This is a genomic window from Acholeplasma granularum ATCC 19168 (assembly GCF_000526235.1).
GTDB classification, from domain to species: domain Bacteria; phylum Bacillota_I; class Bacilli_A; order Acholeplasmatales; family Acholeplasmataceae; genus Acholeplasma; species Acholeplasma granularum.
On sequence record NZ_JAFR01000006.1, the window covers coordinates 275898 to 299674 of the forward strand.

At 29.7% G+C, this 23777-nt stretch carries 22 protein-coding genes and 1 other RNA gene; 20 read left to right on the forward strand and 3 right to left on the reverse strand.

Annotation, left to right across the window (positions count from 1 at the left end; genetic code table 11):
• The first annotated feature begins 16 nt into the window (after nt 1-16).
• The 12 genes from G324_RS0101730 to G324_RS0101785 all read left to right on the forward strand — a co-directional run bounded on the left by G324_RS0101730 (nt 17) and on the right by G324_RS0101785 (nt 11176).
• On the forward strand, nt 17-2191 hold the full coding sequence (locus tag G324_RS0101730) for a RelA/SpoT family protein (protein ID WP_162146807.1): 2175 nt from the start codon (nt 17-19) through the stop codon (nt 2189-2191).
• Nucleotides 2188-2631: a D-aminoacyl-tRNA deacylase gene (gene dtd, locus G324_RS0101735; RefSeq protein ID WP_025724679.1), complete on the forward strand. Its 444-nt coding sequence runs from the start codon at nt 2188-2190 to the stop codon at nt 2629-2631. The genes G324_RS0101730 and dtd overlap by 4 nt, the downstream gene beginning before the upstream one ends.
• A gap of 5 nt (nt 2632-2636) precedes the next feature.
• The gene (locus G324_RS0101740; RefSeq protein ID WP_025724680.1) at nt 2637-3713 is read left to right on the forward strand and encodes an AI-2E family transporter; all 1077 of its coding nucleotides are present in this window, start codon (nt 2637-2639) and stop codon (nt 3711-3713) included.
• Nucleotides 3714-3986: 273 nt separating this feature from the next.
• A complete protein-coding gene (locus tag G324_RS0101745; protein ID WP_025724681.1) occupies nt 3987-4544 on the forward strand; it encodes a GNAT family N-acetyltransferase in 558 nt (185 codons plus the stop codon).
• Nucleotides 4534-5805 (forward strand): histidine--tRNA ligase, encoded by a 1272-nt coding sequence (gene hisS, locus G324_RS0101750; protein ID WP_025724682.1) that lies wholly within the window; start codon nt 4534-4536, stop codon nt 5803-5805. Before G324_RS0101745 ends, hisS begins: the two co-directional genes overlap by 11 nt.
• Entirely contained in the window at nt 5798-7501 is a 1704-nt protein-coding gene (aspS, locus tag G324_RS0101755; RefSeq protein ID WP_162146808.1) for an aspartate--tRNA ligase, read from the forward strand. Before hisS ends, aspS begins: the two co-directional genes overlap by 8 nt.
• On the forward strand, nt 7498-7995 hold the full coding sequence (gene msrA / locus G324_RS0101760; protein WP_035357121.1) for a peptide-methionine (S)-S-oxide reductase MsrA: 498 nt from the start codon (nt 7498-7500) through the stop codon (nt 7993-7995). The genes aspS and msrA overlap by 4 nt, the downstream gene beginning before the upstream one ends.
• Nucleotides 7992-8468 carry a deoxycytidylate deaminase gene (locus G324_RS0101765; protein WP_025724685.1) on the forward strand — a complete coding sequence of 159 codons (477 nt, stop codon included), beginning with the start codon at nt 7992-7994 and terminating at the stop codon, nt 8466-8468. The genes msrA and G324_RS0101765 overlap by 4 nt, the downstream gene beginning before the upstream one ends.
• Nucleotides 8452-9429, forward strand: a complete 978-nt coding sequence (locus G324_RS0101770; RefSeq protein ID WP_025724686.1) for a S16 family serine protease — start codon at nt 8452-8454, stop codon at nt 9427-9429. Before G324_RS0101765 ends, G324_RS0101770 begins: the two co-directional genes overlap by 17 nt.
• A complete protein-coding gene (locus tag G324_RS0101775; protein WP_025724687.1) occupies nt 9413-9796 on the forward strand; it encodes a hypothetical protein in 384 nt (127 codons plus the stop codon). The genes G324_RS0101770 and G324_RS0101775 overlap by 17 nt, the downstream gene beginning before the upstream one ends.
• Nucleotides 9797-9798: 2 nt before the next feature.
• Entirely contained in the window at nt 9799-10299 is a 501-nt protein-coding gene (gene lspA / locus G324_RS0101780; protein WP_025724688.1) for a signal peptidase II, read from the forward strand.
• Nucleotides 10286-11176: an RluA family pseudouridine synthase gene (locus tag G324_RS0101785; protein WP_025724689.1), complete on the forward strand. Its 891-nt coding sequence runs from the start codon at nt 10286-10288 to the stop codon at nt 11174-11176. The genes lspA and G324_RS0101785 overlap by 14 nt, the downstream gene beginning before the upstream one ends.
• Here G324_RS0101785 and rnhC read toward each other — a convergent pair.
• Entirely contained in the window at nt 11168-12025 is an 858-nt protein-coding gene (gene rnhC, locus G324_RS0101790; RefSeq protein ID WP_025724690.1) for a ribonuclease HIII, read from the reverse strand. The two genes, G324_RS0101785 and rnhC, sit on opposite strands and share 9 nt — an antisense overlap.
• Nucleotides 12026-12085: 60 nt before the next feature.
• Between rnhC and G324_RS0101795 the strand changes: the two genes are divergently transcribed.
• From G324_RS0101795 to rnpB, 8 genes are all read left to right on the forward strand, one after another.
• The gene (locus G324_RS0101795) at nt 12086-14386 is read left to right on the forward strand and encodes an endonuclease MutS2 (protein ID WP_025724691.1); all 2301 of its coding nucleotides are present in this window, start codon (nt 12086-12088) and stop codon (nt 14384-14386) included.
• Between the two features lie 77 nt (nt 14387-14463).
• A complete protein-coding gene (gene trxA, locus G324_RS0101800; protein ID WP_035357035.1) occupies nt 14464-14772 on the forward strand; it encodes a thioredoxin in 309 nt (102 codons plus the stop codon).
• Between the two features lie 86 nt (nt 14773-14858).
• Nucleotides 14859-15698, forward strand: coding sequence for a tRNA pseudouridine(55) synthase TruB (truB, locus tag G324_RS0101805; RefSeq protein ID WP_025724693.1), 840 nt, complete (start codon nt 14859-14861; stop codon nt 15696-15698).
• 28 nt (nt 15699-15726) lie between these two features.
• Nucleotides 15727-16635: a bifunctional riboflavin kinase/FAD synthetase gene (locus G324_RS0101810; RefSeq protein ID WP_025724694.1), complete on the forward strand. Its 909-nt coding sequence runs from the start codon at nt 15727-15729 to the stop codon at nt 16633-16635.
• Nucleotides 16636-16680: 45 nt separating this feature from the next.
• Nucleotides 16681-17004 carry a cyclic-di-AMP receptor gene (locus G324_RS0101815; RefSeq protein ID WP_025724695.1) on the forward strand — a complete coding sequence of 108 codons (324 nt, stop codon included), beginning with the start codon at nt 16681-16683 and terminating at the stop codon, nt 17002-17004.
• A gap of 155 nt (nt 17005-17159) precedes the next feature.
• Nucleotides 17160-17429: a 30S ribosomal protein S15 gene (gene rpsO / locus G324_RS0101820; RefSeq protein ID WP_025724696.1), complete on the forward strand. Its 270-nt coding sequence runs from the start codon at nt 17160-17162 to the stop codon at nt 17427-17429.
• 148 nt (nt 17430-17577) lie between these two features.
• A complete protein-coding gene (locus G324_RS0101825; protein ID WP_025724697.1) occupies nt 17578-19725 on the forward strand; it encodes a polyribonucleotide nucleotidyltransferase in 2148 nt (715 codons plus the stop codon).
• A gap of 117 nt (nt 19726-19842) precedes the next feature.
• Nucleotides 19843-20192: RNase P RNA component class B (gene rnpB / locus G324_RS07820), an RNA gene on the forward strand.
• Between the two features lie 39 nt (nt 20193-20231).
• Here the strand turns inward: rnpB and G324_RS0101830 are convergent.
• Together G324_RS0101830 and G324_RS0101835 are read right to left on the reverse strand one after the other, a co-directional pair.
• A complete protein-coding gene (locus G324_RS0101830; RefSeq protein WP_025724698.1) occupies nt 20232-20933 on the reverse strand; it encodes a glycerophosphodiester phosphodiesterase in 702 nt (233 codons plus the stop codon).
• Nucleotides 20934-21009: 76 nt separating this feature from the next.
• Nucleotides 21010-23745, reverse strand: coding sequence for a cation-translocating P-type ATPase (locus G324_RS0101835; protein WP_025724699.1), 2736 nt, complete (start codon nt 23743-23745; stop codon nt 21010-21012).
• Nucleotides 23746-23777 lie beyond the last annotated feature (32 nt).

The following is a 23777-nucleotide window of genomic DNA, read 5'->3' on the forward strand; positions in this document are numbered from 1 at the left end:
AAAGGACGTGATTAATATGGAAAAAGATGCACTATATAATGCATTAATAAAAGATATTTCACACTATATCAAAAGTGAATCAAACATCAATTTAATCACTAGAGCTTATGAAGTTGCAAAAATTAAGCATCTTGGTCAAATGCGTAAAAGTGGGGAACCATATATTACACATCCGACTGCTGTTGCAAGAATTTTAGCAGAACTAGAAGCTGGTCCACAAACACTCGTTGCTGCTTTACTACATGATACTGTAGAAGATACAGATTATACGCTTGAAGGACTAGAAAAGGATTTTGGAAAAGATATAGCTTTACTTGTTGATGCAGTTACAAAATTAAACAAAATTCAATTCAAAGATACAAGACAAACCGATAATCAACAAAAAATGCTATTAGCAATGGCTAAAGATGTACGAGTAATATTAATTAAAATTGCTGATAGATTACATAATATGCGTACACTAGATTCAATGGATCCTGATAAACAAATTCGAATTTCTAAGGAAACTTTAGATATTTATGCACCGATAGCTCATCGCCTCGGTCTTTTTAGATGGAAAGCCGAATTAGAGGATAGATCATTAAGATATGTGCATCCAGCAATGTATTATAAGGTATCAAATTTAGTTAAAGCAAAAAAAGAAGAACGTGAAAACAGTATTAATAATGTTATTGCATATATTAAAGATTTATTTAAGGAATCAGAACTTAGTAATTTTGAAATAAAAGGTAGAATTAAAAATATTTATTCTATTTATAAAAAAATGATTAATTCAGGTCGTGATTTTGAAGATATCTATGACCTATTAGCAGTTCGTATTATTGTTGATAAAGTAGAGACATGTTACCAATCACTTGGTATCATTCATGCTCATTTTACACCAATTCCAAAACGATTTAAAGATTACATTGCAGTACCTAAACCAAACCTTTATCAATCACTTCATACAACTGTACTACATTCTGATGGTACATTATTTGAAGTTCAAATTCGTACCAAAGAAATGGATAAAGTTGCAGAAGATGGTATTGCTGCACACTGGGCATATAAAGAAAACAAAGTATATTCTAAAGAACGCGAACAATTTGAAATGATGTCTCGTTTAAAATGGTATGCTGATTTAATGAAGATGACTGAAGACAAAGATGATCAAGGTGAAAACTCTGAAGAATTTGTTGAGACTGTAAAAACTGATATTTTCTCTGCAAACGTTTATGTATTTACTCCAAAGGGTGAAGTAATTGAATTACCTAGTGGTGGTACACCAATCGATTTTGCATATAAAATTCATACAGATGTGGGTCATAAAACTGTTGGTGCAACAGTGAATAACCGTATAGTTACTTTAGATCATGAACTTCAAACTGGTGATGTAGTATCCATTAAAACAAACAAAAACTCATCTGGACCAAGCGAAGATTGGCTAAAAATTGCTAAATCGGCACATGCAAGACATAAAATTAAAGGTTTTATTAATAAAACTAACCAAGAATTTACTTACTCTACAGGAAAAGACCTAGTAGAAAGAGAATTAGTTGCCAATAAAAGAAATGATGAACTTACAGATGAATGGGTTCGCATAAATTTTGAAAAATTATCAATCACAACACTAAATGATCTATATTTAGAAGTGGGTAAAGGAAATATATCAGTTAAAACTATCATCAATAAATTGATGCCAGATTTAACGAAAGAACAATTATTAAAACGTCAAATAGAACGTACAGCTAGACAATTAATAGCCACATCTGAAACAGGAGTTGTCATAGAAGGTCTTTCTAACCCACAAATAAAGTTGGCTAATTGCTGTACACCAATACCAGGAGATACAATCTTAGGTTATGTAACAAAAGGTAGTGGTATAGTTGTTCATGCTACGCATTGTATTAATTTAAATCAATATGATAAAAATAGATTAATACCTGCATTATGGGCAGATAACATTAATAGAAAATACCCAACATGGTTAAAAATAAAAGGTACTACCAGAAATGGTTTATTAACAGAAATCATTCAAGTTGCTAATTCAAGTGGTATAAATATAGCTGAGGTATCAGCTGTAACAAATCAAGAATTGGAGAGTATCATTAAAATAAAAATAACTCTCAAAGAAAAAAGAGAATTAGACACATTAGTTGTAAATCTGCAGAAAGTACCACAAGTATATTATGTAGAGCGTGAAATTATATGAGAATGTTAGTTACAAAAGTATCAAAAGCCAAATTAACAGTAGATAATCAGTTGATTTCTCAAATTGGTGAAGGCTATGTTGTATATTTTGGAGTAAAAACTACTGATAATGAAAAATTAGTAGACAAATGCGTTAGAAAATTAATGAACTTAAGAATTTATCATGATGAAAATGACAAATTAAACTTAAGTCTAAATAAAGAAAAGCATCAAATACTTGTAGTTTCTCAATTTACTTTATATGGTGATGCTACTAACAATAATCGTCCAAGTTTTACCAATGCTGCAAGACCTGAACATGCAAACTTACTTTATGAAAGTTTTGTAGAAAAATTAAGAAATCATGGTTATCACGTTCAAACAGGTGTTTTTGGAGCACATATGACAATTGATGCAACTTATGTAGGTCCATTTAATTTGATGTATGAAATAGAGGCGTAAATAAAATGAAAAAGATTAACTTTAAGTTTTTAAATATATTATTACTCTTATTAATAATTATATTAGTTATTTATATATGGCCAAATATCAATGGAACAATCATTAAAGCTTTTAAAGCTATATTACCGCTTATTATTGCATTTACAATAGCATATATATTAAATCCTTTAATTAATCTTTTACAAAAATATAAAATACCTAGGTGGCTTGGTGTAATTATTGTTTATTCAATCATCGTCTTATTCTTTATATATCTTGTTTGGGGTGTTGTAAAACCTGCAATTGATACGATCGGTAATTTATCATTGGGTATTGAAAATATCATGATAGAAATTGGTGATATTTTAAATGTTGATACATCAGGTATGACAACTTATATTGTTTCAATTGTTGACGATGTTGTGCTTGAGATTAATAACTTCTTTAGTGCAGAAGGTGGCACTGTTGGACAAGTTTGGAATGTAATAGTTGGTGGTGCGGTTGTTATTGTTGTGGGTATAATATTTATCATTAATTTTCCTAAAATCAGAGAAAGAATTAAAGAATACTTATCTATAACAGTTAAGCCAAAAACTTATAGCTATATTCAAAGAATCGATAAAGAATTAACAACCTATCTTTGGGCTGAGGTAATTATTGCCGGTATTCAAGCAGTACAATATGGTGGTTTAATGTTAATACTCGCTTTATTTTTTAATGAGTTTTGGGTATTTGTACCACTGGTTGCAATAGTCGCAGCCATACTTTCATTAATACCATACTTTGGTGGACATTTTTCAATTCTATTTACAGCAATTATTGTAATGACTGTACCAAGTGCTGCTTATGGTATGATAGCAATCGGCGTATTTATATTAATATTTCCACAACTTGATGCTTATGTTATTAATCCTAAAATATATCAAACGCAACTTAGACTCAATCCAATATTAACCATTGCCTTTGTTTTACTTGGACAAACCTTCTTCGGTATTATTGGTGCTATCTTATCTGTGCCAATTCAAGTTATTTTAGAAGTAACGATGCAATACTACAAGGAAAACATTAAAAAAGGCATTAAAAATTTAAATCAGCACCTATAAATTTATTGACTATTTAGTGCTAAAATGATATCATAATCATAATTAAATCGGTTGATGATAAAGAAGAAATGATTAATATAATTCTAAGATATAAAGAGATTAGTTTAAATTGGTGAAAAAACTAAAATAGAATATAATCATGGGACAACTTTGTAAACCAAAAAAGCAATTAAGGGCCAGTTAATCTGGAACTAAGGTGGCACCGCGAAATCAATTCGTCCTTAGAAATTTTTAAGGACGATTTTTTTATTTAAAATCAAGGGAGATTAAATTATGAAAGAACCAATTATATATTTTGAAAATTATTTATTAAGACCTGTTCAAATTGAAGATGCAAATGATATGTACGAATATGGTTCAGATTTAGAAACTGTTAAATTTTTAAGTTGGGGACCATATATGGATGTGACCGAAGCACATGGTTCAATCAAACAATTCTTCCTTAAAAGACCTCAAAGAGGCTTACCAATTGGGTATGCAATTGTAGATTTAAAACTTAATAAAATGATTGGTACAATAGATTTTCATACAATCATAAGTGATGGTGTTGCTGAAATAGGTTTTTGTTTGAACAAAGCATATTGGAAAAAAGGTATAATGACAAAAGCCTTACATCAAATTCTGCAAGTAGGTTTTTATTATCACGGTTTTAAAAAAATAGTAATCGGACATGCCAACCAAAATACTGGTAGTAAACGCGTTATTGAAAAAAATAAATTTATATTTGATTATGTTGATAATGAGAAATATTATAATCGTTTTACAGGACAAAATGAACCGTCAAGTTGGTATTATTTGACGAGAGAGGATTTTATAAAAAATGAGTTTTAATAAAGTAAAAGGTACATATGATGTACTTCCAAATGAATCTAAAAACTGGGTAAAATTAGAAAATTATGTAAGAAACTTATACAATTTATTTAACTATCAAGAAATTAGAACACCGATAATTGAATATTCTAATGTATTTCATAGAGCTTCTGAAGGTTCAGATATGGTCATAAAAGAAACCTATAACTTCAAGGATCGTTCTAATAGAGATTTGACTTTAAGACCAGAAGGTACAGCAGGCTCAATTAGAAGCTATGTAGAAAATAAATTATATGTAAATAATGGTTTAACCAAACTATTTTATATTGGACCAAATTTTAGATACGAAAGACCTCAAAAGGGGCGTTTTAGACAATTTATGCAATTTGGTGTTGAAGCTCTTGGTTCAAACGACCCAAGACTTGATAGTGAAGTCATTGAACTTGCTTATCAAACAATCAACCAATTAGGATTAAAACAAGTTAGCGTAAAAATTAATAGTTTGGGCGATGAGGAGTCTAAATTAAATTTCAGAAAAAACTTAGTTGACTATTTAATGCCATTTGAATCTAAACTATCAAAAGATTCTAAAGAACGTTTAGTAAATAATCCACTTAGAATTCTAGATTCAAAAGATGAAGGTGACATTGAAATTACAAAAAATGCACCACTACCATTAGACTACTTATCTGAGTCATCAAAAAAACATTTTGAGCAATTAATCAACCATTTAGATAACCTAAATATACCTTATGAAGTCGATAAAAAACTAGTTCGAGGATTAGATTACTATTCTGAAACAGTATTTGAAATACATGCAACTACAGATGGATTTGGTGCTCAAAACGCTCTTGGTGGTGGTGGGCGTTATCAAAATTTAGTTAAAGAATTTGGTGGACCTGAAACACCTGGTATTGGATTTGCATTTGGTATGGAAAGATTATTAAGTGCACTAGAAATAGAAGGTGTCTATAATAAAGTTGAAAACAGTTTAGACGCATATATTATAACGTTTAATGAAGATGCAAAAAACTTAGCATTAAAAATACAATCAAATCTTAGATTAAATGGTTTTACAGTGGATATTAACTACACTAATAAATCATTTAAAGCTCAACTTAAAGAAGCACTTAATTATGGTGCTAAAAATCTACTCATACTTGGCGAAGACGAAATTAAGAATAATACAATAGAAGTTAAAGATACATTAACTGAAAAACAAGTTACCGTAAGTATGATTAATCTAATAAATCATTTAAAGGAACATAAATCAAATGAATAAATATACACATCATAATAATGAATTAACACTGAAAAATTTAAATCAAGAAGTCAGTTTAAAAGGATGGGTTTCTAAAAAAAGAAATCTGGGTGGTTTAATTTTTATTGACTTAAGAGATATGCACGGAATTACACAACTTTTATGTCGTCCTGAAAGTCCTATTTATGAAGAGGTTAGCCAATTAAAAAATGAATACGTTATTGAAGTTAAAGGCGTTGTTTTAGAAAGAGAATCTAAAAATAATCAAATTTTAACAGGAGATATTGAAGTGTTAATTTCAGACTTAAATGTATTAAACACTGCAGTAAATCCTCCAATCACAATAAGTGATCAAGATAATATCTCCGAAGAAGTTCGTTTAAAATATCGCTATTTAGATCTTAGAAAACCATCTTCTAAATCATATTTAATCAAACGTAGTTTAATTACGCAACAAGTGCGTCAAACACTATTAAAAAATGATTTTTTAGAACTTGAAACACCTTATTTAGTTAAAACTACACCTGAAGGTGCAAAAGAGTTTATTGTACCTTCAAGACTATATCATGGTGAAGGATATGCACTTGCACAGTCCCCACAAATCTTTAAACAACTTTATATGATATCAGGATTTGAAAAATATTTTCAAATAGCAAGATGTTTTAGAGATGAAGACTTAAGAGCAGACCGTCAATTAGAGTTTACTCAAATAGATATTGAAGCATCTTTTAGTAAGGAAGAAGATATTTTTAATTTAAGTGAAGAAATCATGCAAGCAATCTTCAAAAATGTTCTTAACAAAGAATTAAAACTTCCAATTGAAAAAATGACATATGAAAATGCATTTAACCTTTATGGATCAGATAAACCGGATTTAAGATTTGAATTAAAATTGATGGATTATACTTCAAAAATTAAGCGCTTTAACATTCCATTATTTGAAAATAAAGAAATGGTTCGTGCACTTATAGTACCTAATAACCCAATATTTACAAGAAAATATTTTGATAAATTAACAGAAATTGTTAAAAAAAATCATGGTGATGCACTTGCTTATGTTAAAAATGAAAATAATAATTTACAAGGTTCAATTGCTAAATTTGTCGATACATCGCTAGTAGAAGAAAACCATATATTATTTTTAATTCCAGGTACATACTTTAATGCAACAAACGCAACTGGTGCATTAAGAAAACAGTTAGGCCAAGACTTAAATATGATTGATGAAAATCTTGAATCACTTGTTTGGATAGTAGATTTCCCATTATTTGAATATGATGAAAATGATCAAAGATTATATGCAAGACATCACCCATTTACAGCACCTAAAAATGCTTCAGAATTTACTACAAATCCAAAAGACATGATAGCAAGAGCATATGACCTTGTTTGGAATGGTTATGAAGTTGGTGGTGGGTCAATGCGTATTTATGACCAAACAATACAAAATCAAATGTTTGAAACGTTAGGATTTACTAAGGAAGAAATTGAAAATAAATTCGGATTTTTTATTGATGCACTTAAATATGGTACCCCTCCACATGGTGGAATTGCGTTTGGTTTAGATAGAATTGTTATGCTTGCAACTAAAACTGATAACATTAAAGACGTCATAGCATTTCCTAAAACACAATCTGCAAAAGATTTAATGATGGGTTCTCCATCAATGATTGTAGAAGAACAATTAGAAGAATTAGGACTTAAGGTGGTTAAATGAAAAAGATAGTATTAGCTGGTGGATGTTTTTGGGGAGTAGAAGCATATTTTAAACAATTAAAAGGTGTAGTTGATACATCTTCAGGATATGCAAATGGAAACTTCAATAACCCAACATATGAACAAGTATGTAAAGGAATCGCAACACATGCAGAGGCTGTTTCTATTACATATGATGAAAAATTAATATCTTTAGAAAAATTATTAGAACACTTTTTTAGAATAATTGACCCAACATCATTAAATAAACAAGGTAATGATGTTGGACTACAATATCGTAGTGGAATTTACTATACAACTGAAGTGGAAAAACAAATAGCAGAAACCTATATACAAAAAGAACAGTTAAATTATGATAAAAGTATTGTTGTTTCAGTTGAACCACTTACAGAATATTATCTAGCTGAGGAATATCACCAAGATTATTTAGATAAAAATCCAAATGGTTATTGTCATATTGATTTAGGATTAGTAAAGGCAGATGAAGTTAAATGAAAAATCAAAACTACATTTCGTGGGATCAATACTTTATGGGGCTAGCAAAATTATCAGCTTTACGTTCAAAAGATCCTAATACACAAGTTGGTGCTTGTATCATTAATCAAGACAAACGTATTGTTGCTATTGGCTATAATGGACTACCTATAGGAATGTCAGATGATGAGTTTCATTGGGAAAAAAATCAAGATTATTCCAATTCTAAATATGCATATGTCGTACATGCTGAAGCTAATGCTATATTAAATGCAACATCTAACTTGAAAAACTCTACACTTTATGTGACATTATTTCCATGTAATGAATGCATGAAATTATTAGTGCAGGCGGGCATAAAAGAAATTGTTTATATGTCAGATAAGGACAAGGGTAAAGAAAGTCATATCGCTAGTACTTTAATGATGAAAAAAGCAGGTATTACAAGTAGGCAAATGAAATTGGAGACGATACTACTTGAAACAGAAGTTTAATATTAAAACATTTTTACATACAATTGTATTTGCTTATATTTACTTAATGATTTCATTAATTGTTCCAACAAATTTTACTGTAACAGCACCTAATGAAACCCGTTCTGCAAATACAATGATTAAAATAGAAGGTATAGACCAAACTGAACACCTAAAATCTGTATCTGTTTTATCTATGGATAGAATTACAGGTTTTGCACGTATGATCTATGAAATAAGCCCCTTATTTGATGTAGAAAAATTGGGATATGTTGCATCAACTCTTACAAATCAAGAAAATAATCTAAGAGGTCAAATTCAAAAAATGGCCTCTTTTGACCAAGCAATAATTTCTGCATATACCTTAGCTAGTCAAAAAAATAATCAAATTCAAATTGATTATGATTTTATAGGTATGACAATTGACTATAGAGATATAAGTTATCCTGAGTTAAAAATTGGTGACATTATTACAGATATTAATAATATTGGATTTACTGATTATGAAACACTTGGTATGTATTTTATAAATAACTTTGGCACCTTTGAACTTGATGTTTTAAGGAATAATGAAAAAATTAGAATTACTATTGATAAAGAAACTGATAAAATATTTAGATTCTACCCTAAATATAATATTACTAGTGCAACACCTAAGTATAGTTTACCAGGTGAATTTGTATTTATGGGAGGACCATCTGCTGGTATGATGTATACTTTAAGTGTATATTTTGCTCTAGTAAAAGATATAGAGATTAACCTTGATGTTGTAGGTACTGGTACAATACGATATAATAATGATATTGGTGAAATAGGCGGTCTAAAACAAAAAGTATATGGAGCATACCATGAAGGCATTAAACACTTTTTATTACCTGCATCACAATACAATGAAGTTAAAGATGAAAAATTAAACATCAATTTATACCCGGTAAACAATATCAATGAAGCCATAGAGGTGATTTATGAAATCTTTAGTTAAACTATGGCAGATGCATAAAGTAATTAGACATCGATTAGATGATCTTACTACCTTTAAAACAACCATCTTGAGTGTATTAGGCGGACTTGCAATTACCCTACTTATTATGGCGCCACTTTATTTAATTATTATCCCCTTATTTATGTTTGCACATTTAAAATATATACTTATCGTACTTATATTTATCCTGCTTATTATAACAATCTTTTTATATGAGTACTTTATGTACTATGTAAGCGGAATAATTGAACCCAAAATTAAAAATATTCAAACAAAATACTTGATTATTGTAGAAGGTACATTGATGTCAATCATTTATGTCATTGTTGGAATCATTATTACAGTAATTATCTTGAAAGGATTTTAGAAATGGTTATTTCATATATATTAATTGGTTTATTTGTCTTAATCGATTTTATAACTAAACAAATATTTTCCAATATTTACAATCTTAATGAACTTCAAGAAATTATTCCAGGCATCTTAAATTTTGGGTATGTCCAAAATACAGGAGCATCTTTTGGTATGTTAGCAGGTAAACAGTTTTTATTTTTTATAATTACTATCATAGCACTGTTAATATTTGGATACTTTTTTTCAAAATCAAATATAAAAACAAAAAAAGTTTATACGATTGCTTTAATATTACTCATCAGTGGAACTTTAGGCAATGCTATAGATCGTTTATTATACGGTTATGTAATAGATTTTGTCCAAATGCCGTTTCTGCCTATTGTAGGGAGCACCATTTTTAATGTTGCAGATATATTTTTAAACTTTGGTGTGGCAATGTTATTTATTGATATAATCATATTAGATTACTATAGAAGCAAAAAAAGTAAAGAGGTTGGACAAAATGAAGAAAATTAATTTTCAAGATAATGAGTCAATTAGACTCGATCATTATTTGGTAAACATCTTAGAAATATCACGCAACCAAATAACTACACTCATTAAAGAAGGTCAAATACTAGTTAACAATTTAAAAGTAAAACCAGGCTTTTTACTACAATTAAATGATGAAATAACTATTAATATACCCGAAAAAGAAGATACAAATATAAAACCTGTAGCAATGGATTTAGATATTATATATGAAGATAATGACATCTTAATAATCAATAAACCTAAAGGTCTAGTTGTACACCCATCTGAAACATTTACATCACCAACACTTGTACATGGACTTATTCATCATACAGAAAATTTATCAGATGTTAATGATGAGACAAGGCCAGGTATTGTACATAGAATTGATAAAGATACATCTGGTCTTTTAATGATTGCCAAAACAAATGAGGCACATAAAATTCTTGCACAAGATTTAAAGAAACATGCAATTAAAAGATCTTATTATGCACTTGTTCATGGTGTTGTTACAAATAGTAGTGCAATAATTAATGCACCTATTGGAAGACATCCAAAAGTGCGTACTAAAAATGCAGTAATTGCATCAGGAAAACATTCTGTAACGCACTTTAAGACAGTTAGAATTTATCAAAAGTATAGTTTGCTAGACTGTGACTTAGAAACCGGTAGAACGCACCAAATTAGAGTACATTTAGCCTATATTGGTCATCCAGTTGTAGGAGACCCTCTATATTCAAGTGTTGGAGAAAAAGTTGAATCAGGACAATTATTACACGCCTACAAACTAGAATTTACACATCCGATTACAAAAAAAGCAATGACTTTTGAAGCGCCATTGCCTGAAGTATTTGAAACATATTTAAGTCGTTTAAGTTAAGTTTTGTTTTGTGACGTTTTTAAAGTTCATCTTAGCTATTTTTTGTAAGCCTTTAATACCTTTAAGATCATAAATCTCTTTAATTTGTAAATCAACTTCCTTACTTGCACCTAATTTTAATTTGATTCCTATATCTTTACTGTATTGATGCATTTTAACTAAAAATGCATATCTTGCGATAATTGATGCGGCTGCAACACTTAAATGTACACTTTCAGCTTTTGTATAAAACTCAATATCTCTGTATATAAGTTTTTCATCTTTTAAATAATTAAAATAATGTGATGGTAGACAAAATTGATCTAAAATTACAGGTACAGGACTTTCTACTTTTGATGTCGTTTTAATTATCATATGGTTGTGTAATAGGGCTTTAATTTTATTTAAATTATGACCTTTTAACACTTGTTCGTTATATTTTTCAGGTGATAAAATAACGATAGAATGAGTTAATCTTTTAGCAATAACAGGTGCTAATTTAATAATTTCACGATTTGTCATAGATTTGGAATCACGGACATTCATTTTTTCTAACCACTCTAAATCTTCAAGTGAAGTATAAGCACTACATACAATCACAGGACCTAATGCATCGCCAGTTCCTACTTCATCTGAACCAATTGCAGGATAGTTCTTAATATTTAAAAATGTTTTAATAGCAACCAATTCTGCATTAATTTCCTCGCCTTGAAGTAAAACCTTACCTGAGTTAAAAGCATTAATCCTGGTATCGTTATGATGGGCAACAAAATAAACATAAGGTTGACTTACATTTAGTAAATAATTGCTATAAAATGTTTTTAATTGTTCTAGTTGGCTACTAGATAAGCTGATTGTATAATTTCTCAATAATATATCACTCCTAGGTATATTATACCATATTTTCGGACAACAAGGAGGGCGAAAAATATGTTTTCACATAAAACACTTGAATTAGATAAGATACTTTTGCTCATATCTGAGTATACATTTTCTGATAGTGCTAAGACAATGATTTTAGAAACCATGCCTAACAACAAAGAACACTTAGTATTAGAAAATTTAAATCAAACAAATGAGTTAAAAACTTTTATTCTTAACTACGGCAAACTTCCATTTATTAATGATTTTGATATATTAAAAATTGTTCATCAAATTAAATCGTTTAATTATTTAAAAATTGATGATTTGATTAAAATAAAAAAATATATATTAATGGAAAAAACATTTGAAAGTTATAAATCAACAATAACAAACCATCCAATTACTTATAATTTATGGTTAAAGGATTTAAAACATCATAAAGAAGTACTGAATATTATTAATTCCAAAATATCAGATGATGATTTAATTTATGATGATGCAACATTAGAATTAAAAAACATAAGACAAAATCTAAAGTCTAAAACTAAATTATTAGACCGTTTACTTGAAAGTGTTCTTGATAGATACCAAAACTATTTAAATGAACGAATTATTGTTACTAGAAGTGGAAGATATGCTATTCCTATTAAAGAAACATATAAAAATAAAGTAAAAGGTATTATTCATGATATATCAGCATCAAAACAAACAGTTTACATCGAACCTGAAGAAATAAGACAAACAACACAAGATATTGAATATTTAAAAAGACTTGAAGAAAACGAAGAAATTAAAATACTTACTCAAATATTAACAGAAATTAAACCACACCAACTAGAACTTTTATTACATATAGAAAATATGGTTCACTTAGATAATTTACATGCTAAAGCACTTTATGCAATAGATATAAGAGGCATATTGCCAATAATTAATCCTATAGGAAAAATATACTTACTACAAGCAAGACATCCACTCATTGACCCTAAAATAGTCGTACCTATTGATGTATCTTTAAGCAAAGAGCAAAATGTATTAATGATTACTGGTCCAAATACAGGTGGTAAAACTGTAGCACTTAAAACGGTTGGATTACTCACTTTAATGCTTCAATCAGGTATTTTAGTCCCTGCATCTGAAAACAGTCAAATGAGCATATTTAATCAGGTATTTGCAGATATTGGTGATGAACAGTCTATTCAACAATCATTATCGACTTTTTCATCACATTTAACTAAAATAAAAACAATGTTTGATAAACTGAAATCTAAGGCACTTATCTTACTTGATGAACTAGGAAGTGGTACCGATCCAGTTGAAGGTGTTTCACTTGCTATTTCAATTATAGATAATTTAAGACAAAAAAAAGATATTAGAATGATACTTACAACACATTATTCAGAACTTAAATTATATGCATATGAACATGAAGATATTTTAACAGCTAGTGTAGCATTTGATGAGAAAAGTTTAAAACCACTTTATCAACTAAGGTTAGGGGTAGCTGGTTCATCTCATGCATTATCAATAGCTAGTAGATTAGGTATTCCAAAAGATATTATTGACCATGCTCAAAAACTATTAAATGGTAGACAATCTAATTTAGCCAAAAGCTTAGAAAAATTAAGCAAAGAACAAAATGAGCTCGATGAACTAAAACTAGAGTTTCAAAATAAGGTAAATGAACTCAATACTGAAATTGAATTATATCAATCTAAAATAAAGAATTTTGAAGTTAATAGAGATATAATGCTTGAAAAAATAAGACAAAAAGAACTGAAAAAACATGAAAAATTAAAAGAAGAATTAGTTCAAATGATTGATGAACTATCTAAAAAATCTCAAATTACTACACCAGAGGTTGCCAGTATAAAAGGAAAATTAAATAAAGGTGTAACACCATCTAAGTTTGAAACAGATGAGGTCATTAAAGTTGGAGATTATGTAGTCATTGAAAACTATGGTCAAGAAGGCATAGTAACCGAAATAAGAAAAGATAAGTATTATGTATCTGCAGGGTTATTTGAATTACCATTTAATAAATCAGATTTGAAAAAAACACAGAAAAAAATAAAAAAAGAAGAACCAAAGAAGGTTAAATATACCGGATCAAATCCTTCAAAAGCACCAGCTTTCGAACTAGATTTAAGAGGAAAAAGGTATGAAGAAGTTGCAGTATTAATGGATAAAGCAATAGATGATGCACTACTATCAAATACAAGCTATATTCGAGTTATCCACGGGTTTGGAACTGGAGCGGTTAGAAAGGCAGTATATGCCTATATAAAGACCTCACCATACATAAAATCACATAGATATGGTACCGAAGGTGAGGGCTTAAACGGTGTAACTGTCATCACATTGTAAAAAACAACCATATTCTTTGATTAATTTGTGTAATTTAGTTATAATTAATTTATGATAATAATAAGGAGGCATTTATAATGCAACAATATAAGGGAGAAGATTTTAAAAGTGTTACTTCAAAAGAAGGTCTGGTTGTAGTAGACTTCTTTGCAACTTGGTGTGGACCATGTAAAATGTTGATGCCTGTTTTAGAACAATTAAGTACTGAAGATGTAGAAACTACGTTTGTTAAATTAGATATTGATGAATACCGCAAACAAGCAATTGATAACGGAATTCGTGCTGTTCCTACATTAGTATTATTTAAAGACGGAAAAGAAGTATCAAGAGCATCAGGATACCAACCAAAAGAAAAATTAGTTTCTTGGTTAGCAGAACATAAATAACAAGTAATAATGGCTCTCTATCTATGAGAGCCTTTTTCTTTATTGTGTTATAATATAAATAATATATTTTTAGAATAAAGGTACATATGAACGGAATATTTTTAGTGAATAAACCAACAGGATTAACTAGTCATGATGTGGTTTTTAAAGTAAAGAAAAAATTTAATCTAAAAAAAGTAGGCCATACAGGAACATTGGATCCTTTTGCAACTGGATTATTAATAATTATGGTTGGAAAAGCTACTAAACTTGCATTTTTATTTGAAGAATTAGACAAACGTTATACAGGTAAAATAGTATTTGGAAATAAATATGATACCGATGATATAACAGGACAAATAATTGAATCAAAACCATTTGTCTATGATGCTGATAAATTAAATCAAATAATTCAATCATTAATGCCTTCTTATAACCAGCTACCACCCAATTATTCAGCAGTCAAAGTTGGTGGTCAAAAAGCTTATGAAGCAGCAAGAAGTGGTAAACCACTTGAACTTTCAAAAAGACTCGTTAAGATATATGAATTTAAATATGATTATTTAAACAATGAGTTAAATTTTGATGCTTTCGTATCCAAGGGAACATATATTCGTAGTATAGCAAGAGATATTGGTGAGAATCTAAATTCATTTGGTGCCTTAAGCCTTTTAAATCGCACAATAATTGGTAAATATAGTATAAAGGATGCAAAAACTATTGATGAATTGGAAGCAAGCAATTTAATTGAGGATATAAAACTTTTATCACATGTAAGAAAATTGGAGTTAAGTGACTATATTGTTAAACTAGTAAAAAATGGTGTACATTTAGATCATAGACAAACACATATACCTGAACCATTTGTAGTAACTGATAAAAATGGGAATTATATTGCATACTATGAACCTTTAGGTGATAAGTTTATTCCTAAATATATATTTTAAGAAAAATAAGATTGGAGTAATGACCTAATTGGTCAATAACGAAAATATGCAAACACAACAAAATACTTATGAAAATATTAAAAATGATGAACCATTAACGCTTACGATAGGTAATTTTGATGGACTGCATTTAGGGCATCAAAATTTAATTAAAAAAACAAAAATGTACAATGATTCAAAAAGTGCAGTAATGACATTTGATCCCCATCCAATGCAAGTTATAACTAAAAGAGATTTACCAGTACTTATGAATTTTGATGAAAAACAAAAAGAACTTGAAAAACTTGGAATAAATAATTTTTTCGTGGTAAATTTCAATAGTGATTTTTCAAAGTTATCACCTCAGATGTTTATTGATTTCTTAAAGAGGTTAAATGTAATACGCATCGTTGTTGGAAGAGATTTTAAATTTGGTTATAAAGGTCAAGGAAATGTAGATGATTTGAAACTACACTTTGATACAGTTGTAGTGGATGATCTATTACACAATAACACAAGAATTTCCACTAGTTATATCAAATTATTATTAGAATCCGGTGATATAAAGCTTGCAAAAAAACTACTAAATAAGAGTTATGAAGTAAGTGGTAAAGTTGTTCATGGTGACAAAGTAGGAAAATTAATTGGATATCCAACTGCAAATATAGATTATAAAAATCACTTTCTACCTAAGGTGGGAATTTATGCAGTTTATGTAAAAATTGATGGTAAAACTTATTTAGGATGTGCTAATTTAGGTCACAATCCTACATTAAACTATTCTACTCAACGCAGATTAGAAGTGTTTATAATTGATTATGATGGGAATTTATATGATAAAGAACTAAGTATATCTTTTGAACATTATTTAAGAGATGAAGTAAAGTATGAAAAATTAGAAGATATGTTAAAACAAATAGCAAAAGATGTAAAACAATCGGTTGACTTATTAAAATAATAATTAAAATATGGTAAAATATACATATCCTAGGAGGTATTAAGTATGAAAATGATTATTGCAATTATTTCCAATGACGATGCAAATCGTGTTCAAAAAGGATTAGTTAAAGAAAACTTTTTTGCAACTAGATTATCAACGAAAGGTGGATTCTTACGTGAAGGTAATGCGACATTCTTAATTGGTGTTAATGATGAAAAAGTACCTGAAGTATTAGATATCATTGAAAAGTTCTCAAAAACTAGAAAAAAGATTGTACCAAATGCTATTGTTAATGAATTTGGTTCATTTAGTACATTACCAATTGAGGTTTCAGTTGGTGGGGCAACAGTATTTATTATAAATGTGGATCAATTTATAAAGTTATAATGTAAATTTTCACTAATTTTACATTATTCATGAAAAAAATATCTTTTTAATATTGCAATTTTATAATAAATATGGTATTATTCATTAGGTCGATAGCAAGGACAGCGTTAGCCAAAACGCATTCTTTAGTTATTCGAGACATAGGAGGAAACATTATGGCGCTGACAAAAGACAGTAAAAAAGCAATCGTTGAAAAGTTTGCAAGATTTCCTGGAGATACTGGTTCACCAGAAGTCCAAGTTGCAATTTTAACACACGAAATCAATGAGTTAAATGATCATTTGCAAACTCATATTCATGACTTCCACTCAAAACGTGGTTTATTCATGAAAATTGGTCGCAGACGTAATTTACTTAAGTATCTAAGACAAACAGATGCTCAAAGATATGCTGATTTAATTAATGAACTTGGCTTAAGAAGATAAAAAACTCCAACTTGGAGTTTTTTTCTTTTACTAAATACTTTATTTAACATTGTTCAATAATTAAATTCTAATTATAGTATTAAAAATGATATAATAGTATGAAATATAAAAAAATATATTATTTAATATAAAATGAAGGAGATTTTATATGTCAAAACAAGTTTTTGAAACAACGCTTGCAGGTAAAGTATTACGCGTTGAAGTTGGTGAAGTTGCAAAACAAGCCAACGGAGCTGCAATGATTTATTATGGTGACACAGTAGTTTTATCCACTGCTGTTGCAAAAGCAAAACCAATGCAAACTGATTTTTTCCCATTAATGGTAATTTATCAAGAAAAGTTATATGCAGCTGGTAAGATTCCTGGTGGTTTTTTAAGAAGAGAAGGAAGACCTTCTGAACTTGAAACACTTACATCTAGATTAATTGATAGACCACTAAGACCTTTATTCGATGAAGGTTATACAAACGATGTTCAAGTCGTAAATACAGTGTTATCATCTGACCCTGAAGCATCAAGTCAAATGGCAGCAATGTTAGGATCATCTATAGCACTTGAAATATCAAACATTCCATTTTTAGGACCTATTGCTGGTGCTCATGTTGGACGTGTTGATGGTCAATTCATTCTAAACCCAACATCACAACAACTTGAAGTATCTGACATTGATTTAATCGTAGCTGGTACTAAAGAAGCAATCAATATGGTTGAAGCTGGTGCAAAACAAGTATCTGAAAAAGATATGTTGGATGCTATATTATTTGGTCATGCAGCTATTAAAGAACTATGTGATTTCCAAGAAACTATTAAAAAAGCTGTTGGAGTTGAAAAAGTAGTACCTGAATTATTAAAGTTAGATGAGGAAGTATTTAACCAAGTTTATAACTTTCGAGGTAAAGAATTAGTTAAAGCAGTTGCTATTATTGAAAAACAAGAAAGATATGATGCAATTGATGCTCTTAAAGAAGAAGTTATTGCTCATTTTGAAGATAAAAACTTTTGGCAATCCGTTGATGGTGTACAAGTCCTTGACCAAGATGCAAAAAAAGATTTAATGAGTCAAGTTAAAATGTCTGTTGACCGCATTGTTACAAAAGAAGTACGTCGTTTAATTACTGAAGATAAAGTAAGACCTGATGGTAGAGGTTTATCTGAAATTAGACCACTTTCTTCAAGAATTGATGTTTTACCTAGAACTCATGGTTCTGGTTTATTTACAAGAGGACAAACTCAAGCATTAGGAGTTGTTACTTTAGGTTCACTTAATGAGAACCAAATCATTGATGGATTAGAACATTCTGATGTTACTAAACGCTTTATGTTACATTATAACTTCCCACCATACTCTGTAGGTGAAACAGGACGTTATGGATTTGTAGGACGTCGTGAAATTGGTCATGGTGCTTTAGGAGAACGTGCACTACTTCAAGTATTGCCTTCAGAAGAAGAGTTTCCATATTCAATCCGCGTTGTATCTGAAATTCTAGAATCCAATGGTTCAAGTTCACAAGCAACAATATGTGTTGGATCTATGGCATTAATGGCTGCCGGAGTTCCACTTAAAGCTCAAGTTGCAGGTATTGCAATGGGCTTAATAAAAGAAGGCGATCATTATTCAATATTAACAGATATTCAAGGTATGGAAGACCATGAAGGAGATATGGACTTTAAAGTTGCTGGTACTAAAGATGGTATTACAGCGCTTCAAATGGATATTAAAATTACTGGTATCACTACTGAAATTATGCATGAATCACTTGAACAAGCACGTCTTGGAAGATTACACATTTTAGAACATATGAACAGTGTAATAAGTGAGCCTCGTTCTGATTTAAGTGCTTTCGCACCTAAAGTGAAAATGATTCGTATTAATCCAGAAAAAATTAGAGATGTTATTGGTTCAGGTGGTAAAGTTATTACTCAAATCATTGAAGATCATAACAATGTTAAAATTGATATTGAACAAGATGGACGTGTATATATTATGCACTCAGACTCATCTTGGTTAAACAAAACAGCTGCATATATTGAAAACCTGGTTAGAGAAGCAAAAGTAGGCGAAGTATATGAAGCTAAAGTAACTCGTTTATTAATGGATAAAGAAGGCAAGAAAATCCAAGGTGTATTTGCAGAAATATTCCCTGGTACTGAAGGTTTAGTACATATTTCTAAGTGGGCTAAAGAAAGAACCGAAAGTCTTGAAGGTAAAGTAAAAGTTGGCGATCAAATTTTAGTTAAAGTAGTTAAAATTGATGAACGCGGACGTGTTGACTTATCTAGAAAAGATGCAATTTAATTGTTAATAGAGATAAACCAGTCATGCAAATGACTGGTTTTGTTTTATATTGTGTAAATTATGATTGATTGTTTGACAAAATATATAAAACCATATAAAATGTCTATGCAATGAGAATTGGGAAGGTGACTGAGCAAAACTTTAATCGTTTTGTTAGGAAAGTCCATGCTAGCACATACCTTCATGGTATGTAGTGTTTGTGCTAAGGAAACAAATAACCTTAGGTATGTATTATACATAACGGCAATGAGTTTATAACTAAGGTTTTACTATGTTATAACTCAACATAAAGTGCCACAGAGACGAATTTACTAAGAAATTAGTAAGGTGAAACGCGGTAAACCCCTCAAGCTAGAAACCCAAATTTGGTAGGGGCACGAGATTAACAGCAATGTCAAATCTTGCAAGAGCAATCTTGAGATAAATAGTCACAAGGAAGTAATTCCTACAGAACATGGCTTATGCACCAGTTCACATGCAAAAAAAACACTATCAAGTGTTTTTTTTTATATATGAAAACCATCAGTTGTAATATAATCAATACCAATTTCTACTAATCTTTCAATAGAAGTAAGGTTATTAACTGTCCATGCTGCAACTTTTAAATTATTTTTATGCATCTCTTCAATAATATCTTTAGTGATTGCCTCATGATATAGTGATAACTCTAAATGATAATCAATGAGGTTTTTAAAAATGTCTTGATTAAATTTACTACTTAAAAATTGTAATGTTAAGTCAGGATACAATTTTCTAATATTTATTAAATTATCCATATGAAATGAAATAATGATAACTTTATCTAAGTAATTTCTAATTTTAATTTCATCAAATAGCATCGTTAATTGATGTGGTTTAAAAATTACTTTAAGTTCAATAATTGCTACCTTATTATATTTCTTACATATATTTAGATAAGTACTAAATTTTGGTATGTTATCAAGACTATCTTTTAATTTAATATCTGATATTGAATTTAAGTCCAGTTCACTTATCAATGCATCAAGACCAGTTATACGTTTTATATTATGATCGTGATGAGCAACAATATGTTCATCTTTTGTAAGATGTAAATCTGTTTCAATACCAAAAAAAGGTAATTGACCCGCTAATTCAAAGCCTGTGTTTGAGTTTTCAACAGCTTTATATGGAAGGCCACGGTGTGCTATCCAATAAATATCTTTATATTTTTCTATTAATTTTTTCATAACTTAATTATACAATAAATTTAACTAAAAAAAGAAGGAAATATATAACTATTTTCCTTCTTTTAAATTAAATTGTTTATACAGATTTTTTTATTAATTTATTTTGAATTAATTTAACTAACTCAACAACTAGAAGTGGTAATACTGATAGTCCAACTACAACTAACCAGTCTACTAATTGCCAGTGTAACACATCATCAACACCGAATATATTGTTTGCTATAAATGGTACAAAAACTGTAACTAGTTGAAGCGCTAAACAACCAAAAAATGCTAAAATTAAATATTTATTAGGTTGTAGACTAAATGTTGAGAAGTTTTCACTACGAACATTAAATGCATGGAATAATTGTGAGATTGCTAGTACCATAAAACCTATTGTCTGTGCGTGTCTTAAGTTATCTCCACTAATTTTATAACCAATGAAGAATGCTAAGAAAGTGATAAATCCAATCATAATACCTTGCCATGCTACTTTTCTACCTAAACCATCAGCAAATATACCTTTAGAATTATCACGTGGTGGATGATTCATAACATCTGGTTCTTTTGGTTCTAGACCTAATGCTATTGCCATAAATGAGTCGGTTACTAAATTTACCCATAAAATTTGAGCAGCTGTTAATATTTGAAGTTGTGGCTCATTTGGGAATAATATAATACCTAGCGTAACACCTAAGAGGATTGTAATGATTTCACCAATATTACATGAAAGTAAGAAGTGAATAGCTTTTTTAATATTAGCTAAAATTGTACGACCTTCTTTAACAGCGGATACGATTGTTGCAAAGTTATCATCAGTTAAAATCATATCAGCAGCACCTTTAGCAACTTCTGTACCGGTAATACCCATGGCAATACCAATATCAGCACGTTTGATACTTGGTGCATCATTAACGCCATCACCAGTCATTGCAACAATTTTTCCAGATGATTTCCAAGCCGTTACAATTCTTACCTTGTTTTCAGGAGAAACACGGGCATAAACTCTGATTTGATTGAGTTTCTCACTAAATTCTTCATCAGTCATGTTATCAAGTTCTTTACCTGTAATTGCTAGATGTCCGTTTTCTAAAATGCCTAAGTCGGTTGCAATTGCAACAGCAGTATTTTTATGGTCACCTGTAATCATTATTGTAGTGATACCGGCGTTTTTTGTTTCAATAATTGCGTCTTTAACCTCAGGTCTTGCTGGGTCAATCATACCAACTAAACCTAACATTGTTAAATTAGATTCAAGTTCATTTTGTTCAAAGTCTAAGACACTTGGATTTTTATCATAAATTTTATATGCAATTGCAAGTACTCTAAGAGCTTGGTCAGCAAAATTTTGATTTTGAACTGTGAAAACATCTAAAATTTTATCTGTTACATTTTGAATTTTTCCTTGAATATTTACATTAGACACTTTTGATAATAATACATCTGGAGCACCTTTTGTAATTGAAACATATTTACCATCAATTTCATGAACTGTAGTCATTAATTTTCGCTCGGAATCAAAAGGTAGTTCATGTACTCTTGGGTTTGCATTAATAATATCTAATGGATTATGATTTGTTGCAATTGCCAAATCAGTAAGTGCAATTTCAGTGGGATCGCCAATTTTAATAAATGTTTCGTTATCGGAAAGTTGAACTTTAGTATCATTACATAATACACCATAGTCAATTAACATTTTAAGTTCTTTACTTGGATTATTTATTTCCGATACTTGTAATTCGTTTTCATATAAATATGTATTAGTAATAGTCATTACGTTTTGAGTTAAAGTACCCGTTTTATCTGAACAAATAATAGAAGTAGAACCTAAAGTTTCAACAGCAGGTAGGGTTCTCATAATTGCGCGTTGCTTAACTAGGTTTTGCATACCTATTGCTAATACGATTGTAATAATTGCTGGTAGACCTTCTGGTATAGCTGCTACAGCAAGTGCAACAGAAGACATTATGATATCAATCCAAGGTACAGCATCAATACCAACAACAAATATTGATCTTAATACTTGTATAACAAATATAATAGATACGACAACAAGCGCTAATAAAGCTAAAGTTTTTCCTAAATCTGAAACTGTTTTTTGAAGTGGTGTTAATTCTGTTTCGGTACTAGATAGCATAGATGCAATTTTACCTATTTCAGTTTGCATACCAGTAGAAGTCACAACTGCAAGACCGCGACCATATGTGACAACTGTACTCATATAACCTAAGTTAATTCGGTCCCCTAATGCAACCTCACTTTGGTTAATTGGATTTGTGTGCTTTTCGACAGGAATTGGTTCACCAGTTAAAGCTGATTCATCTGTTTTTAAGTTAATAGACTCAATAATTCGAATATCAGCTGGTATGTAATCACCAGCATGAAGAACGACAATATCACCTACAACTACTTTATCAACATCAACAATAACTTCTTTACCATCTCTTAATACAGTAGCATGTGGATTAGACATCTTTTTAATAGATTCTAATGCTTGTTCAGCTTTGGCTTCTTGAGCAACACCTAAGATAGCATTAATGACTACAATAGCTATAATTAATATACCCTCTGTTAATTCAGATGGATTTTGTTCTATAATTGCACCTAAGAATGCGATTAATGAAGCAACTAATAATACAATTACCATGAAATCCTTAAACTGATCTAAGAACTTAAGGAATAAAGAACGTTTTTTACCTTCAGCTAGTGCATTAGGTCCAAATTGCTCTAATCTTTTTAATGCTTCATCACTACTTAATCCTTGAAGTGATGTTTGGTGTTGAGCTAATACTTCTTCAACACTTAATTGAAAAACTTGTTTTTGGTTCATATAAATTCTCCTTTTTTATATAAATAAAGACC

Coding starts and splice junctions, on each gene's coding strand:
- G324_RS0101730 (WP_162146807.1), top strand. CDS start 17: ATGGAAAAAGATGCACTATATAATGCATTAATAAAAGATATTTCACAC.
- dtd (WP_025724679.1), top strand. CDS start 2,188: ATGAGAATGTTAGTTACAAAAGTATCAAAAGCCAAATTAACAGTAGAT.
- G324_RS0101740 (WP_025724680.1), top strand. CDS start 2,637: ATGAAAAAGATTAACTTTAAGTTTTTAAATATATTATTACTCTTATTA.
- G324_RS0101745 (WP_025724681.1), top strand. CDS start 3,987: ATGAAAGAACCAATTATATATTTTGAAAATTATTTATTAAGACCTGTT.
- hisS (WP_025724682.1), top strand. CDS start 4,534: ATGAGTTTTAATAAAGTAAAAGGTACATATGATGTACTTCCAAATGAA.
- aspS (WP_162146808.1), top strand. CDS start 5,798: ATGAATAAATATACACATCATAATAATGAATTAACACTGAAAAATTTA.
- msrA (WP_035357121.1), top strand. CDS start 7,498: ATGAAAAAGATAGTATTAGCTGGTGGATGTTTTTGGGGAGTAGAAGCA.
- G324_RS0101765 (WP_025724685.1), top strand. CDS start 7,992: ATGAAAAATCAAAACTACATTTCGTGGGATCAATACTTTATGGGGCTA.
- G324_RS0101775 (WP_025724687.1), top strand. CDS start 9,413: ATGAAATCTTTAGTTAAACTATGGCAGATGCATAAAGTAATTAGACAT.
- lspA (WP_025724688.1), top strand. CDS start 9,799: ATGGTTATTTCATATATATTAATTGGTTTATTTGTCTTAATCGATTTT.
- G324_RS0101785 (WP_025724689.1), top strand. CDS start 10,286: ATGAAGAAAATTAATTTTCAAGATAATGAGTCAATTAGACTCGATCAT.
- G324_RS0101795 (WP_025724691.1), top strand. CDS start 12,086: ATGTTTTCACATAAAACACTTGAATTAGATAAGATACTTTTGCTCATA.
- trxA (WP_035357035.1), top strand. CDS start 14,464: ATGCAACAATATAAGGGAGAAGATTTTAAAAGTGTTACTTCAAAAGAA.
- truB (WP_025724693.1), top strand. CDS start 14,859: ATGAACGGAATATTTTTAGTGAATAAACCAACAGGATTAACTAGTCAT.
- G324_RS0101815 (WP_025724695.1), top strand. CDS start 16,681: ATGAAAATGATTATTGCAATTATTTCCAATGACGATGCAAATCGTGTT.
- rpsO (WP_025724696.1), top strand. CDS start 17,160: ATGGCGCTGACAAAAGACAGTAAAAAAGCAATCGTTGAAAAGTTTGCA.
- G324_RS0101825 (WP_025724697.1), top strand. CDS start 17,578: ATGTCAAAACAAGTTTTTGAAACAACGCTTGCAGGTAAAGTATTACGC.
- G324_RS0101830 (WP_025724698.1), bottom strand. CDS start 20,933: ATGAAAAAATTAATAGAAAAATATAAAGATATTTATTGGATAGCACAC.
- G324_RS0101835 (WP_025724699.1), bottom strand. CDS start 23,745: ATGAACCAAAAACAAGTTTTTCAATTAAGTGTTGAAGAAGTATTAGCT.